This window comes from Actinacidiphila acidipaludis, from assembly GCF_019890725.1.
GTDB lineage: Bacteria > Actinomycetota > Actinomycetes > Streptomycetales > Streptomycetaceae > Actinacidiphila > Actinacidiphila acidipaludis.
On sequence record NZ_JAINZZ010000034.1, the window covers coordinates 61,919 to 76,502 of the forward strand.

Here is a 14,584-nt window from a genome sequence, read left to right on the forward strand (position 1 = left end):
ACCCATCCAGTCAAGGGGGACAACCATGGGAAGTGGACGCTGGTCCACCGATGTCTACGACGCCGCCGCGCGGTACCGCGCCGCCTCCGGCCAGGACGCCTTCGCCTACGACGACCGCATCAGGGCCTCCGCGCCGCGCAGGAGCTGGAAGGCCCACCCGTCGCTCGACCCGCACGGGCTGACCGTGCGGGAGAGCCGCGACTCCGCCGAGCACCCGGCCTCGCTGGCCATCGCCGTGCTCTTCGACGTCACCGGTTCGATGGGCGGCGTCCCCAGGGTCCTGCAGACCAAGCTGCCCGACCTGTTCGGCCTGCTGCTCCGCAAGCGCTACACCGAGCACCCGCAGATCCTCTTCGGGGCCGTCGGCGACGCGACGTGCGACCGGGTGCCGCTGCAGCTCGGCCAGTTCGAGTCCGACAACCGCATGGACGACGACCTCGGCAACATCCTGCTGGAGGGCGGAGGCGGCGGCCAGATGACCGAGTCCTACGAACTGGCCATGTACGCCATGGCCCGGCACACCTCGCTGGACTGCCACGAGAAGCGCGGGCGGCGCGGCTACCTCTTCCTGATCGGCGACGAGATGCCGTACGGCAAGGTGAAGGCCCGCGAGATCCGCGCGGTCCTCGGCGAGCCGGCCGAACGCGACGTCCCCGTCACCGAGATCGTCGCCGAACTCCGGCGCAGGTACCACGTGTTCTACATCCTGCCGGCCGGCGCCTCGTACGCCGGCAACCCCGAGGTGCTCGGCGTCTGGCGGCGGCTGCTGGGCCAGAACGTCATCGAACTCGACGACCTGGACGCCGTCTGCGAGACCATCGCGCTGACCGTCGGACTCGGCGAGGAGGCCATCGACCTGGCCGCCGGGCTCGCCGACCTCGACGAGATCGGCTCCACCGCGGGCGCCAGCGTGGCGCGCGCCCTGCGGCCGGTCGCGGACCGTGCCTAGCGCCCCGGTCCCCGGCGATCACACCGTCGTCGTCGACCTCGGCTACGGCGACGCCGGGAAGGGCGCGGTCGTCGACCGGCTGTGCCGCACGGGGGAGTTCACCGCGGTCGTCCGCTTCAACGGAGGAGCCCAGGCCGCGCACAACGTCGTCACCGAGGACGGCCGGCACCACACCTTCGCGCAGTTCGGCTCGGGCACGCTGCGCGGCGTGCCCAGCCACCTGTCCCGGTTCTGCTGCGTCGACCCGGCGGCGCTGGCCGCCGAGGCCGACCACCTGCGGTCCCTCGGCGTGCCGGACCCCTACGCGCTGCTCAGCGCCGACCGCCGGGCGCTGCTCACCACGCCGTACCACGCGGCCGCCAACCGGTTGCGTGAACGGGCCCGCGGCACCGCACGGCACGGCTCCTGCGGGATGGGCGTCGGCGAGACCGCCGCCTACGCCCTGGCGCACCCGCAGGACGCGCCGACCGTCGGGGACTGCGCCTCACGGCCCCGGCTGCTGCGGCTGCTGCGGCTGCTGAGGGACCGGCTCGCGGACGAACTCGGCCCGCTGCCGGCCCCGCCGGTGGAGGACTGCGTGGAGGTGTTCACCGCGTTCGCCCGCGCCGTCACCCTCACCGGCGAGGACCACCTGGCCCGGCTGGCGCGCCGCGGACCGCTGGTCCTCGAAGGCGCCCAGGGCGTCCTGCTCGACGAGTGGCGCGGATTCCACCCGTACACCACTTGGTCCACCACCACCTTCGCCAACGCCGAAGCGCTGCTGGCGGAGGCGGGCCGGCCCGACTCCGCGCTGCGGCTGGGCGTCGTCCGCACCTACACCACTCGCCACGGCCCGGGACCGCTGGTCACCGAGAACGCCGAACTGCCCCCGCTGCTGCCCGAGCCGCACAACGGCCACGGCCGCTGGCAGGGCGCGTTCCGGATCGGTCACTTCGACGCCGTGGCGCACGCCTACGCCGTCGAGGTGTGCGGCGGCGTGGACGCCCTCGCCGTCACCCACCTCGACGCCGTGACGCGCTGCCGGTCCCTGCGGATCTGCCGCGCCTACGGCGTCGACGGCACGCTCGTCGAGCGGCTGGCGCCCGGCCCGCCCCAGGACCTGGTCCACCAGGCGGAGCTGACCGGACGCCTGCTGCGGGCCGCGCCCGCGCTGTGGGACACCCCCGGCCGCGCGCCGGGCGACTGGGTCGCGGCCCTCGGCGGGCTGCTGGGCGCGCCGGTGCTGCTGACCTCGTCGGGGCCGGCCCGTCAGGAGCTGAGGGACCTGCGGTCCACGGGGAAGTCGAAGTACGTGTCCGGGAAGGGCTCGCCGTTGAGCGTGTAGTGCCACCACTCCTCGGGCAGGTTGGTGAAGCCCTGGGCCTCCATGGCGTTCTTCAGCAGCAGCCGGTTCGCGAGCTGGACGCCCTGGACGCGGGGGTCGAGGGTGTGGGCCAGGGTGTCGAAGCAGTCGAAGCCGGTGCCCATGTCGATCGAGTTGTCCGGGAACCGCTGGTCCTTCGGCCCGTAGCACGCGGTCAGCGGCTCACCCGGCCGGTAGGCGCGCGTGGGCAGGGCCGGCAGCCGGACGACCGTGAGGTCCATGGTGCTGCCGCGGCTGTGCCCCGACTTCTCGGCGATGTAACCGTCCGCGAACAACCGGGTCTTGTCGACCCGCGGATAGAACTCGGCCTTCATCGTCTGGTCGCCCAGGTCCTGCGCCCAGGCGACGAAGTCGTCGACCGCGCGCTGCGGCCGGTAGCAGTCGTACACCTTCAGCGAGTAGCCCCGCCGCAGCAGCCCGCTCTGCACCCGGTGCAGCCCCTCGGCCGCCGCCCGCGTCAGGACGCACATCGGTTTGCGGTAGCCGTCGACCGGCGCGCCGGTGAAGTTGTGCGGGGTGATGTAGCGCATCTCCTGGATGATCGTCGGGTCCACGTCGTGCAGGGCGACGAACTGCGGGGGCGCCTTGGGCTCGGGACGCGCCTGGGCGGGGCCGCCGGTGGCGACCGCGAGCAGCGCGGCGACGGGCAGGGCGAGCGTGCGCAGCACCGTGGTGAGTTTCGGCATGCCGCCCATCCCTATCAGGAGGCGGGCACGCCGCGAAAGACGATCGGATACAGTCCGGGCGTGTCCGACGCCGAAACCGACGCCCCGTCAGCCGCCTCTCCGCGCACGCCGGTCAGGGACTCGCACTGCTCCGCGTGCGGCGCCCGCTACCCCACCGGCACCGGCTGGCCGCGCCGCTGCGCGTCCTGCGGGAGCTGGGCGTACCGCAACCCGCTGCCGGTCGCCGTGGCCCTGGTCCCGGTCCGCGACGGGGACCGCACCGCCCTGGTCGTCATCCGCCGCACGATCGAGCCCAGCCGCGGTCTGCTGGCCCTGCCCGGCGGCTTCATCGACTTCGGCGAGAGCTGGGAACAGGCGGTCGTGCGCGAACTCGCCGAGGAGACGGGCATCATCGCGGCGGCCGGCGAGGTGACCCTGGCCGACGCGCTGACCGACGAGGCCGGCGGCTATCTGCTGCTCTTCGGCCTGCTGCCGGAGCGCGCCGCCGCCGACCTGCCGCCGTCGGTCGCCACCGACGAGACCGAGGGCCACCAACTGCTGCCGGAACCGGCCGACCTGGGCTTCCCGCTGCACACGGTGGCGGCCCGCCGCTGGTTCGCCGGCGGCTACGCGCCGGCCCCGCGCACCCGCACCCGGTAGGGCGGGTCGCCGCCGCCGTCCTGCTCGACGACCACCCGGCCGTCGTCCCAGCGGCAGACGAACCGCTCCATCCGCGGCGGCGCCCAGCCCTCCGGGTCACCGGTGAACACCACGCCGCTGCCGGACCGCCCGGTCCGCGGCGCCCACGCCTCCAGCTCGATCGCGCCGTCCGCCCCGGCGACTGGCAGGACGGTGCCGGCGCGCGCGAGGACCGGGATGCGGTCCAGAGGCGCGTCGAGCAGCACCTGGGCCGGTCCGCGGTGCGCCCGGCCGGTCGCCGTGTCGTACCACAGGCCGCGCGGCAGCCGCACCGCCCGCCGGCGCGATCCCGGCTCCATGACCGGGGCGACCAGCAGCGCGTCGCCGAGCAGGAAGGCGTCCCCGCACTCCCGCAGCGCCCGGTCGCCGGGCGAGTTCCACCACACCGGACGCACGTACGGCGCGCCCGTGCCGCGCGCGATGTGCGCCAGCGTCTCCAGGTACGGCATCAGCCGCGTCCGCCCCGCCAGCGCGGCGCGGGCGTGCTCCAGCACCTGCGGGCCGAACGCCCACGGCTCGCGCCGGCCCCCGTCGATCGCCGAATGGGTGCGGAACAGCGGCAGGTACGCGCCCAGTTGGAACCAGCGCAGATACAGCTCGGGCGAGGGCGCGCCGGTGAACCCGCCGACGTCCGGCCCTGAGTACGGCACCCCGCACATCCCCAGGCCCAGCACCAGCGCCAGCGACGCGCGCAGCCCCTCCCAGCCGGTGGCCACGTCACCCGACCAGGTGCCGCCGTACCGCTGCATGCCCGCCCACCCCGAGCGCGAGAACAGGAAAGGCCGCTGCTCCGGCCGCAGTTCGCGCAGCCCCTCGTACGCGGCCCTGGCCATCGCCAGCGCGTAGACGTTGTGCGCCTCGCGGTGGTCGCCGCCGCGGCCCTCCAGACTGTGGCGGGCCGAGCGGGGGAGCGACGGATCGCCGAACGCGGCGAAGGACACCGGCTCGTTCATGTCCTGCCAGAAACCCGAGAAGCCCTGCCCGAGACGCTCGGCGTACAGGCCGCCCCACCAGCGGCGGACCTTCGGATCGGTGAAGTCCGGGAACACCGCTCTGCCCGGCCACACCACCCCCTCGACCTCGCGGCCGCGGGCGTCCTGGACGAACGCGCCGGCGGCCAGACCCGCGTCGTACTCCGCGAGACCCGGCTCGGCCTTCACCGCCGGGTCCACGATCGACACCAGCCGCACCCCCTGGCCGTCCAGTTCCCGCGCCAGGCCCGGCAGATCGGGGAAGGCCCGCCGGTCGACGGTGAAGACCCGGTGCCCGTCGTAGTGGTCGATGTCCAGATGGACCACCGACAGCGGCAGGTCCCGCTCCCGGTAGCCGGCCACCACCCGGCGCACCTCCTGCTGGGAGCCGAAACCCCACTTCGAGTGGTGGTGCCCCAGCGCCCACCGCGGCGGCAGCGCGGGCCGGCCGGTCAGCGCCGTCCAGCCGGACAGCACCCGCGCGGGAGTCCCGGCGACCACCCAGTACCGCAGCGGCCCGCCGTCCATCCGCACCTCGCAGCCGCCCGGCCGGTCGTGGCCGGAGCCCGCGCCCTCCTCGCCGTCGCGCAGCGTCACCTGCCCGTCCCAGCTGTTGTCGTGGAACACCAGATGGCAGCCGGCGTCGGCGACGACGAACTGCACCGGCATCGTGACGTACAGCGGGTCGTCACCCGGCCCGAACGCGCCGCCCGGGTCGGTGTTCCACAGCCGGTAGGTGCCGGCGGCCAGCCGCGGCCCGCCGGCGCGCCCGCCGAGGCCGTACACCCGCGCGTCCGCCGGCGTCTGCGAGCGCTGCACCCAGCGCGACGGCGCGGCCTCGTCCGGACCGGCCGCGTCCCACCACCGCGGCGGCAGTTCGCGGCGCAGCAGCAGCCCGCCGGGGGTGCGGATCTCCACCGCGCCGTGCGTGGAGACGGCGACGGTCATCCGCTCGGACACCACCCGCCAGCCGTCCTTGTCCGGTTCCAGCACCGCCCGGCTGTCGGGCTCCGGCAGCCCGCCGCCCGCACCTCCGTGCAGCGCCCCCGCCGGGGCCAGCGCGTACGACGGTTCCGGTCCCGCGCCGTCCCAGCCGCAGAACAGCGCCCCGCCGACCGCGACCCGGATCTGCAGGCGCGACCGCGCGAAGCGCACCACGCCGCCGCCGGGCATCGCCTCCGCGTCCACGGCCGGCCCGGGCACCCGGGCCCGTTCCTGGCCGCGCCGCGGCAGGTCCCGGGCGTCCAGGCGCCGGGTGCGCCACGCCGCGCGCGTCGCGCGCAAGCCACTGGCGGAACCCGCCATCCGTACCGACCGCAGCAGGTCCCGAGCGTCCATACCTCCCAGCCTTTCACCGCTCCCGGCCGCGGCGCCGCCCGTTCAGACACCGTTCACCTGGAGGGGGCCCCGATCGGGGGCCCCGCACCCGGGCCCGGTCTGGCGCCGAAGACGATCACATGGCATCGTCCTGCCCAGCCCCCCGCGGCGGGAGACCCCCGCCCGGGAGCCGGCCGATCCGCGGCCCCGCCGACCGGGCGGACCCCGCGTCCCGGCCGCCCTGCAGACACGCAACGACGCGTACCGTCCGGGAGCCGCCCCATGACCACCACGCCCGAGTCCGCCGCCGGCACGGAGCCCGCCGCCGAGCCGCATCCGCTGTGGACCCCCGGCCCCGAGCGGATCGCCCGGGCGCAGGTCACCCGCTTCCAGGACCGGGCCGCCGGGCGCCACGGCGCCCCGGCGCGCGACAGCGGCGACCCGCGGGCGAGCTACGCGGCGCTGCACGCCTGGTCGGTCCGCGAGCCCGACGCCTTCTGGACGGCGGTCACCGAGTGGTTCGACGTGCGCTTCGGCACGCCGTCCGAGCAGGTGCTGGCGGACCCCGCGATGCCCGGCGCCCGCTGGTACCCCGGCGCCACCGTCAACTACGCCGAGCACGCCCTGCGGCCCGCCCTGGACCCGGCCAGGGCCGGTGAGCCGGCCCTGATGCACCTCGACGAGAGCCACGAGACCGGGACGGTCGGCTGGGCCGAGCTGAGCCGGCAGGTCGCCTCGCTCGCCGCGGCCCTGCGGCGCCTCGGCGTGACCCCGGGCGACCGCGTCAGCGGCTACCTGCCGAACATCCCGCAGGCCGTCGTCGCGCTGCTGGCCACCGCCGCCGTCGGCGGGGTGTGGACCTCCTGCGCGCCGGACTTCGGCGCCCGCAGCGTCCTCGACCGCTTCCAGCAGGTCGAACCCGTCGTGCTGTTCACCGTCGACGGCTACCGGTACGGCGGCAAGGTCCACGACCGCACCGGCGTCGTCGCGGAACTGCGCGCCGAACTGCCCTCGCTGCGGGCCACCGTGCACATCCCGCTGATCGGCACCGAGGCGCCCGAAGGCGCCCTTGACTGGGCCGCGCTCGTCGCGGACGCCCCCGAACCGGTCTACGAGCAGGTGCCGTTCGACCACCCGCTGTGGGTGCTGTACTCCTCCGGCACCACCGGGCTGCCCAAGGCCATCGTGCAGTCCCAGGGCGGCATCCTGCTGGAGCACCTCAAACAGACCGGCCTGCACCTCGACCTCGGCCCCGGTGACCGCTTCTTCTGGTACACCTCCACCGGCTGGATGATGTGGAACTTCCTGGTGTCCGGGCTGCTGGCGGGCGCCACCGTGGTGCTCTACGACGGCAGCCCGGGCTACCCGACCGTCGACGCCCAGTGGCAGGTCGCCGAGCGGACCGGCACGACCGTCTTCGGCACGTCCGCCGCCTACGTCATCGCCTGCCGCAAGGCGGGCATCCACCCCGGCCGCGACCACGACCTGTCGGCCGTCACCTGTGTGGCCACCACCGGGTCCCCGCTGCCGCCCGACGGTTTCCGCTGGCTGCACGACGAGGTGAAGCAGGACCTGTGGATCGCCTCGGTGAGCGGCGGCACCGACGTGTGCAGCTGCTTCGCCGGGGGAGTGCCCACCCTGCCGGTGTACATCGGGGAGCTCCAGGCGCCGTGCCTGGGCACCGATCTGCAGGCGTGGGACGCGCAGGGCCGGCCGGTCGTCGACGAGGTCGGCGAGCTCGTCGTGCTCAACCCGATGCCGTCGATGCCGATCCGGTTCTGGAACGACCCCGACGGCAGCCGCTACCGCGACAGTTACTTCGAGATGTTCCCCGGCGTGTGGCGCCACGGCGACTGGATCACCCTCACCTCGCGCGGCACGGTGATCATCCACGGGCGCTCCGACTCCACGCTCAACCGCCAGGGTGTGCGCATGGGTTCCGCCGACATCTACGAGGTGGTCGAACGGCTGCCGGAGATCCGTGAGTCACTGGTCATCGGCATCGAACAGCCCGACGGCGGCTACTGGATGCCGCTGTTCGTGCAGCTCGCCGAGGGCGCGGAACTCGACCAGGGACTCGTCGACCGCATCCGCGCCGCCATCCGCGCCCAACTGTCGCCGCGGCACGTGCCCGACGAGGTGATCGCCGTCCCCGGAGTCCCGCACACCCTCACCGGCAAGCGCATCGAGGTCCCGGTGAAGCGGCTGCTGCAGGGCACGGCCATGGACAAGGCCGTCAACCCCGGCTCGGTGGACGACCTGGGGGTGCTGCGCTTCTACGAGCACCTCGCCGCCGAACGCTCCGGCGACCGCCGGCCGTAGCGCCTCGGGGCCTCAACCCCCGTACGTGCTCAATCCGTGCGTGCTCAACCCCGGTACGTGCTCAACCCCCGTACGTGCTCAGCGTCTCGGCCAGGACGCCTGCGAAGTCGTCCGCCAGCCGCACCGCGTCGCCCGGTTCCAGCTCCGCCGTGGTGATCCGCACCCCCGGTGCGGACCCGATCCGGAACCGGGCGCCGCCGGCCACCCACCAGCCGTGCGAGCGCAGTCCGTTGACGACCGCGGACTCGTCCCGCACCGGCACCCAGACGTTGAGCCCGCTCACGCCGCGCGCGCCGATCCCGTGCCCGGCGAGCGCCGCGACGAGAGCCTGCCTGCGCTCGGTGTAGGCGGCGGACGCCGCCTCCACCAGAGCGGTGGTCGCGGGGTCGGTCATCAGCCGCACGACCGTCTCCTGCAGCACATGGCTCACCCAGCCCGAGGTCAGCAGCAGGCGGCCGTCGTGCCGGGCCAGGGTGGTCGCGTCGCAGGCCATCGCGGTCCATCGCAGGTCGGTGCCCAGATGCTTGGAGACCGTACGGATCTGTGCCCAGCGCGCCGGGCCGTCCGGTCCCGCGGTGGTCAGGGAGTGCAGCGGGCCGCCCGCGGTGTCCGCGCTGTGGTCGTCCTCCGCCACCAGCACCTCCGGGGCTTCCGCGAGCACCGCGAGCAGGTCCCGCCGGCGCGCGGCGGACACGCGTGACCCGAAGGGATTCTGCGCTCGCGGACAGAGCACCACCGCGCGGGCGCCGGCCCGCAGCGCCGAGCGCAGCCCCTCCGGGCGCATGCCCTCGTCGTCCACCTCGACCGCGACCGTGCGCAGGCCCAACGCCGGGACCAGATCCAGCAGATGGTGGAAGCCCGGGTCCTCCGTCGCGACCGCGTCGCCGGGCCGCAGTTCCACCGACAGCAGCCGGGAGACGCAGTCCAGCGCGCCGTGCGCGAACGTGACGTGCGCGTCCGGTACGCCGTCGCGCCGGAACCACGCCCGGGCCAGCTTCTCCAGTTCGGGCATGCGCGGCGAGGCCCGGTGCGAGCGGGCGCCCGGCGACAGCCGTCCCGGGGGCACGAGTTCGGGCAGGAAGGCCGGATCCGGATGCCCGCCGGCCAGGTCGCGCAGCCCCTCCGGCACCCGCGGCGGCCGGCGCGACGCCACGGACGGCGCCGGGGCCACCACGGTCCCGCCCCGGCCCCGGGTCACCACGATGCCGCGGGCCCGCAGCTCCTTGTACGCCGTGGCGACCGTCCCGGGGCTCACACCGAGCCCGTCCGCCAGGACGCGCACCGGGGGCAGCGACTCGCCGGGCCGCAACCGGCCCTCGGTCACGGCCCGTTCGGCGGACGCGGAAATCTCCCTGGCGGTGGCCCCACCGATCCCATATTGTATCGTCACAGAAGCAATTCTGTACCAATACAAAAGAATCGGCAAGCGAGGACAGGGACGTGATGCCGTGAAGCGGAGGCCGGGGATCCCGCGGATCCCGTCGATCCCGCCACTGCCGGGAGGCCCCGACGGCCGCCGGATGCTGTGGATCAACCTCGTCGACAAGACCGGCTCCGGGCTCTGGGTCTCCGTCACCGCCCTGTACTTCGTGGTGGTCGCCGGACTCAGCCCCGGCCGCACCGGCCTCCTGCTCGGCATCGGCGGCGCGTTCGGCATCGCGGGACCGCCGCTCACCGGCCGGCTGTCCGACCGCCTCCCGCTCACCCGCGTCCTGCTCGGCGTGCAGATCGTGCGCGGCGCCTCCAGCTTCCTGATGCTGCTCGCCCACGGCTTCTGGCAACTCCTGCCGCTGGTGGCCGCCGGGAGCTTCGGCGAGCGCTCCGCGTCCGTCCTCACCAAGATCTTCGCCGCCCGCGTGGCCGGCCCCGACCGCGCCCGCTACCAGGCCGTCCAGCGCACCGTCGTCAACGTCGGGTACACCTTCGGCGGTCTCGCCGCCTCCACCGCCCTCGCCTTCGGCACCACCGCCGTCTACCGCGCGCTGCTGCTCGGCGACGCCCTCTCCTTCGTCCTGGTCGCCGTCCTCGTCGCGCGGTGCGCCGAACCGCCGGCGGCCACCCGGACCGTCGTCGCCCGCACCAGCACCGGCCCGGTCGCCGCACCCGCCCGCCGCCGGACCGCCGGCGGCCCCTGGAAGGACCGCGGGTACCTCGCGTACGCCGCCACGGACGCGGTGATGTTCCTCTACGGCAGCGCGCTCAGCGTCGGCCTGCCGCTGTGGATCATCACCCGCACCACGGCACCGCACGGGCTGGCCGCGGCGGTGTTCGTCATCAACACCGTCATCGTCGTGGTCCTCCAGGTCCGGCTGTCCCGGCACGCCGGGACCCCGCGGGCCGCCGCCGACGCCCTGCGGCCGACCGGAATGTGGTTCCTGATGTGCGGCGCCGTCACCGCGGCCGCGGTCGTCCACGCCGGCTGGGCAGCCGCCCTCGCCGTCATCGGATCGGCCGTCGCCCTCACCATGGTCGAGATGATCCAGTCGTCGATCTCCTGGGAACTGTCCGTCCACCTCGCCCCGGCCGACGCACAGGGCGCCTACGTCGGCGTCCACGGACTCGCCCAGTCCACCGCGCGCTGCGTCGGCCCGTTCCTCATGACCTCCGTGGTCATCGCGACCGGACCGGCCGGCTGGCTCGCCCTCGGCGCCGTTCTCGCCGCGGCCGCGCTCCTCCAGCGACGCCTGGTGCTCCGGCGGCTCGCCGCCCCCGTCCCCGACCTCGCCGTACCCCCGCTGTCAGAGGTGCCGATTACGGTGAGTGAGCACTAGACAGCACAGGGACGCCAGCGTCCCGGACCGAGGGGGAACCATGGCCCACACCACCGGCCGCCGCAGCACCGCCCACCGCCGCCACGACCGCGCCCGCAAGCGCCGCGCCACCCGCCGCACCAGGCCCGCCGGCCGCACCGACCAGCGGCGCGCGCTGCGCACCGAAGCGCCCACCGTGCTCGGACTCCTGGTCGACCACGGCGACTTCACCGCCATGACCGGCTACCCCAGCTTCCCGTTCCGCGACTATGGCCGGTACCTCCACCACGTGGACGCCTTCCTGCGCAGCCTCCACGCCCGCGGCACCCACGTCGCCGTCACCCGCTTCGACCCCGGCACCTACGCCGACTACTGCGCGAGCACCCGAAGGCCCCCGGACACGCCCACCACCCGCACCCACTACACCGCCGAAGCCACCACCACCGGTCCCAGCGTCCCCTACGCCCGCCAGCCCCTCGACGCCCTGCGTGACGCGCTCACCCGCGAGAGCGAACGCCGCGCCACCTGGGAACGCGCCACCGACCTGCTCATCGACGCCGGCCGCTGCGCCGACTGCGGGGAGGAACTCGCGCACTGCGCCTTCGACCGCGCCTCGCACACCCTGGTCCGGCTCCTCGAGGCACTCGGACCCGGCAGCCACCACGTGGTCGCCAGCCTGCCCGCCGGCGACGGACCACCGCTGCTCGCCGCGGCCCGCGTCGACGCCGACGAGGACGGCGACCTGCGGCTCACGGACACCGACGGACTCGTGCTGTGCACGGTCATCGCCGCGGGAGCCGCCACCCACCACCCCGGCGGGCTGGTCATCCGCACCACCGACCCGGGCGGCACCGACACCGTCCGCGGCTGGACCCTGCGCGGCGGCGAACCACACCCCCTCACCGAAGCCGAGGTCTTCAACGCGTACTGCACCGACCCCGGCACCGGCGACCCCGTGCCCCCCGAACCCGGCGTCCGCTACGCCCCGGGCATCCCCCTGCCCCCACCCCTGCCGGGAGACCTGGCCTGAACCCCCTGGCCGACCCCTGGTCAGGGGAGTCAGGCTAGTCCGGCGAGGACGGACGAAGAGCGGCGGGACGGCGAAGGGCGCTCAACCCGACGGTGAAGCGCCCTTCGCGGAACCGAACGCGGCCCGGCATCCGTAGCAGGGGTGCCGTCCCCACCGGGACCCGGCCGCTACTCGCCGGACAGCACCCCCTGCGCGGCCCGCCGCGCGTCCTCGGCGCTGTCCGTGGCACGAGCCGCGGCCGCCGCCCGCTCGCACTGCGCGAGCGTGTACTTCGCCAGCGTCGCCCGCACATACGGGATCGACGCCGACCCCATCGACAGGCTGGTGACGCCCAGACCCGTCAGCACACAGGCCAGCAGCGGATCGGCGGCCGCCTCACCGCACACCCCGCAGCTCTTCCCCTCGGCCTTCGCCGCCTCGGCCGCCATGGCGACCAGATCCAGCAGCGCCGGCTGCCACGGATCCTGCAACCGCGACACCGCGCCGACCTGACGGTCCGCGGCGAACGTGTACTGCGCCAGGTCGTTCGTGCCCAGCGACACGAACTCCACCTCCTGCAGCACCGCCCGCGCCCGCAGCGCCGCCGACGGGATCTCCACCATCGCGCCGAACTTCGCCGCCAGCCCGGCCTCCCGGCACGCGTCCGCGAACGCCTTGGCGTCCTGGCGGTCCGCCACCATCGGCGCCATGACCTCCAGGTACACCGGAAGCCCCTCCGACGCCCTGGCCAGCGCACGCAACTGCGCCCGCAGCACCTCGGGATGGTCCAGCAGCGTCCGCAGCCCCCGCACACCCAGCGCGGGGTTCGGCTCGTCGGCCGGCGTCAGGAAGTCCAGCGGCTTGTCCGCGCCCGCGTCCAGCACCCGCACGACGACCCGCCCCTCGGGGAAGGCCTCCAGTACCTGCCGGTACGCCTCGACCTGCTTGTCCTCCGAGGGCGCCTTCGCCGAGTCGTCCAGGAAGAGGAACTCGGTACGGAACAGGCCCACGCCCTCCGCGCCGGCCTCCAGCGCCGCGGGCACGTCGGCGGGCCCGCCGATGTTCGCCAGCAGCGGCACCTTGTGCCCGTCGGACGTCGCACCCGGCCCGGAGGACGCGGCCAGCGCCGCCTTCCGCTCGGCCGCCGCCGCGGTCAGCGCCGTCCGCTTCTCCTGACTCGGCTCGACGAACACCTCACCCGTGCTCCCGTCGACCGCCACGACCGTGCCCTCGGCGAGCTCCTCGGCGCCCGGCAGCGCCACGACCGCCGGCACCCCAAGCGCCCGCGCCAGGATCGCGCTGTGACTCGTCGGCCCGCCCTCCGCCGTCACGAACCCGAGCACCAGCGCCGGGTCGAGCAGCGCGGTGTCGGCCGGAGCCAGGTCACGCGCGATGAGGACATAGGGCTCGTCGCTGTCCGGCACCCCCGGCATCGGCACACCCAGCAGCCGCGCCACGATGCGGTTCCGCACGTCGTCCAGGTCCGCGACCCGGCCGGCCAGGTACTCGCCGGCACCCGCCAGCAGGGCCCGGTAGGAGGCGAACGCGTCGTACACCGCGCGCTCGGCCGTACTGCCCACGGCCACCCGCCGCTCGACGTCCGCCATCAGCTCGGGGTCCTGGGCCATCAGCGCCTGGGCCTCCAGCACCGCCTGCGCCTCGCCGCCGGCCAGGTGCCCGCGCGCCGTCAGGTCCGCGGCCACCGCCTCGACGGCCTGCCGGGCACGGCCCTGCTCACGCTCTGCCTCGTCCGGCCGGATCTGCTTGGCCGGCGGCTCCAGCACCGCGGTGCCCATGTGCCGTACCTCGCCGATCGCCACGCCGTGGCTGACACCGACGCCTCGCAGCGTTGTCTCCATCTCGCTACTTCCAGTCGAAGAGGGTCTCGCCGGACAGGACGTCGCCGCCGTCCCGCACGTTCTCCAGGGCCTCGGCCGTGGCCTCCAGGGCCACCACCGGACAGATCGGGGACTTCCCCGCCTCCTCGACCGCGGCGGGGTTCCACTTCACGATGGCCTGCCCGCGGGTCACGTTGTCGCCCTTGGACACCAGCAGTTCGAAGCCCTCGCCGTTGAGCTGCACCGTGTCGATGCCCAGGTGCGTCAGTACCCCGTGGCCCTCGCTGTCCACCACGACGAACGCGTGGGGGTGGAGCGAGACGATGACGCCGTCCACCGGGGACACCGCCTCACCGGGCTCACGCGCGGGGTCCACCGCGGTACCGGGTCCGACCATGGCGCCGGAGAACACAGGGTCCGGCACCGCCTCGAGCCCGATGACCCGGCCGGCCAGTGGCGATGAAACGGTCGTCATGAGATGCCTCCTCACGTGCGGAGATCAAGACGCCGTCACTTACTGTCACGGGACGGCGAGCCGCGAGAGCAGCCTAAGTCATGTCAAGTGCGGATTCCGTCCGGCGCCGCCGCGTCCGGAACCGCACCCCGGATTTGCTCCGCGCAGGGCCGTCCAGTACGTTGGCACAACCGCCTCGACGAGACAGCGGAAACGCACGTCTCGGAGCCGTTCACGGCAAAGGGGT

The 14,584-nt window shown here is 74.5% G+C and carries 11 protein-coding genes; 6 read left to right on the plus strand and 5 right to left on the minus strand.

All coding sequences use genetic code 11. The annotated features are described in order from the left end of the window. Nucleotides 1-25 precede the first annotated feature (25 nt). Both K7862_RS23910 and K7862_RS23915 read left to right on the plus strand, forming a co-directional pair. Nucleotides 26-949, plus strand: coding sequence for a hypothetical protein (locus K7862_RS23910; protein ID WP_222965897.1), 924 nt, complete (start codon nucleotides 26-28; stop codon nucleotides 947-949). Further along, the gene (locus K7862_RS23915; RefSeq protein ID WP_222965899.1) at nucleotides 942-2,273 is read left to right on the plus strand and encodes an adenylosuccinate synthetase; all 1,332 of its coding nucleotides are present in this window, start codon (nucleotides 942-944) and stop codon (nucleotides 2,271-2,273) included. Before K7862_RS23910 ends, K7862_RS23915 begins: the two co-directional genes overlap by 8 nt. Here the strand turns inward: K7862_RS23915 and K7862_RS23920 are convergent. Continuing rightward, complete coding sequence (locus K7862_RS23920; RefSeq protein WP_222965901.1) at nucleotides 2,198-2,998, minus strand: M15 family metallopeptidase; 801 nt, start codon at nucleotides 2,996-2,998, stop codon at nucleotides 2,198-2,200. The two genes, K7862_RS23915 and K7862_RS23920, sit on opposite strands and share 76 nt — an antisense overlap. 60 nt (nucleotides 2,999-3,058) lie before the next feature. On the opposite strand from K7862_RS23920, the gene K7862_RS23925 reads away from it, so the two are divergent. Beyond that, nucleotides 3,059-3,637, plus strand: coding sequence for an NUDIX domain-containing protein (locus tag K7862_RS23925; protein WP_222965903.1), 579 nt, complete (start codon nucleotides 3,059-3,061; stop codon nucleotides 3,635-3,637). On the opposite strand, the gene K7862_RS23930 is transcribed toward K7862_RS23925, so the two are convergent. Beyond that, nucleotides 3,604-5,985, minus strand: a complete 2,382-nt coding sequence (locus K7862_RS23930) for a glycoside hydrolase family 31 protein (RefSeq protein ID WP_222965905.1) — start codon at nucleotides 5,983-5,985, stop codon at nucleotides 3,604-3,606. The two genes, K7862_RS23925 and K7862_RS23930, sit on opposite strands and share 34 nt — an antisense overlap. Before the next feature lie 261 nt (nucleotides 5,986-6,246). Here K7862_RS23930 and K7862_RS23935 point away from each other — a divergent pair, with 261 nt between their 5' ends. After that, complete coding sequence (locus K7862_RS23935; RefSeq protein WP_222965906.1) at nucleotides 6,247-8,286, plus strand: acetoacetate--CoA ligase; 2,040 nt, start codon at nucleotides 6,247-6,249, stop codon at nucleotides 8,284-8,286. Between the two features lie 61 nt (nucleotides 8,287-8,347). Here the strand turns inward: K7862_RS23935 and K7862_RS23940 are convergent, their stop codons facing one another. After that, nucleotides 8,348-9,676: an aminotransferase class I/II-fold pyridoxal phosphate-dependent enzyme gene (locus tag K7862_RS23940; RefSeq protein ID WP_222965908.1), complete on the minus strand. Its 1,329-nt coding sequence runs from the start codon at nucleotides 9,674-9,676 to the stop codon at nucleotides 8,348-8,350. A 58-nt stretch (nucleotides 9,677-9,734) separates the two neighbouring features. Between K7862_RS23940 and K7862_RS23945 the strand changes: the two genes are divergently transcribed. Together K7862_RS23945 and K7862_RS23950 are read left to right on the plus strand one after the other, a co-directional pair. Next, nucleotides 9,735-11,057 (plus strand): MFS transporter, encoded by a 1,323-nt coding sequence (locus tag K7862_RS23945; RefSeq protein WP_308012150.1) that lies wholly within the window; start codon nucleotides 9,735-9,737, stop codon nucleotides 11,055-11,057. A gap of 40 nt (nucleotides 11,058-11,097) precedes the next feature. Continuing rightward, nucleotides 11,098-12,066, plus strand: coding sequence for a DUF8829 domain-containing protein (locus tag K7862_RS23950; protein WP_222965910.1), 969 nt, complete (start codon nucleotides 11,098-11,100; stop codon nucleotides 12,064-12,066). Between the two features lie 167 nt (nucleotides 12,067-12,233). On the opposite strand, the gene ptsP is transcribed toward K7862_RS23950, so the two are convergent. Both ptsP and K7862_RS23960 read right to left on the minus strand, forming a co-directional pair. Next, nucleotides 12,234-13,904: a phosphoenolpyruvate--protein phosphotransferase gene (ptsP, locus tag K7862_RS23955; RefSeq protein ID WP_222965912.1), complete on the minus strand. Its 1,671-nt coding sequence runs from the start codon at nucleotides 13,902-13,904 to the stop codon at nucleotides 12,234-12,236. Between the two features lie 4 nt (nucleotides 13,905-13,908). Next, entirely contained in the window at nucleotides 13,909-14,358 is a 450-nt protein-coding gene (locus K7862_RS23960; protein WP_222965914.1) for a PTS sugar transporter subunit IIA, read from the minus strand. Between the last annotated feature and the right edge of the window lie 226 nt (nucleotides 14,359-14,584).

Excerpts from the sequence above, each read along its gene's own strand:
- K7862_RS23950 (WP_222965910.1), top strand. The coding sequence starts at position 11,098 with ATGGCCCACACCACCGGCCGCCGCAGCACCGCCCACCGCCGCCACGAC.
- K7862_RS23910 (WP_222965897.1), top strand. The coding sequence starts at position 26 with ATGGGAAGTGGACGCTGGTCCACCGATGTCTACGACGCCGCCGCGCGG.
- K7862_RS23960 (WP_222965914.1), bottom strand. The coding sequence starts at position 14,358 with ATGACGACCGTTTCATCGCCACTGGCCGGCCGGGTCATCGGGCTCGAG.
- ptsP (WP_222965912.1), bottom strand. The coding sequence starts at position 13,904 with ATGGAGACAACGCTGCGAGGCGTCGGTGTCAGCCACGGCGTGGCGATC.
- K7862_RS23935 (WP_222965906.1), top strand. The coding sequence starts at position 6,247 with ATGACCACCACGCCCGAGTCCGCCGCCGGCACGGAGCCCGCCGCCGAG.
- K7862_RS23920 (WP_222965901.1), bottom strand. The coding sequence starts at position 2,998 with ATGCCGAAACTCACCACGGTGCTGCGCACGCTCGCCCTGCCCGTCGCC.
- K7862_RS23930 (WP_222965905.1), bottom strand. The coding sequence starts at position 5,985 with ATGGACGCTCGGGACCTGCTGCGGTCGGTACGGATGGCGGGTTCCGCC.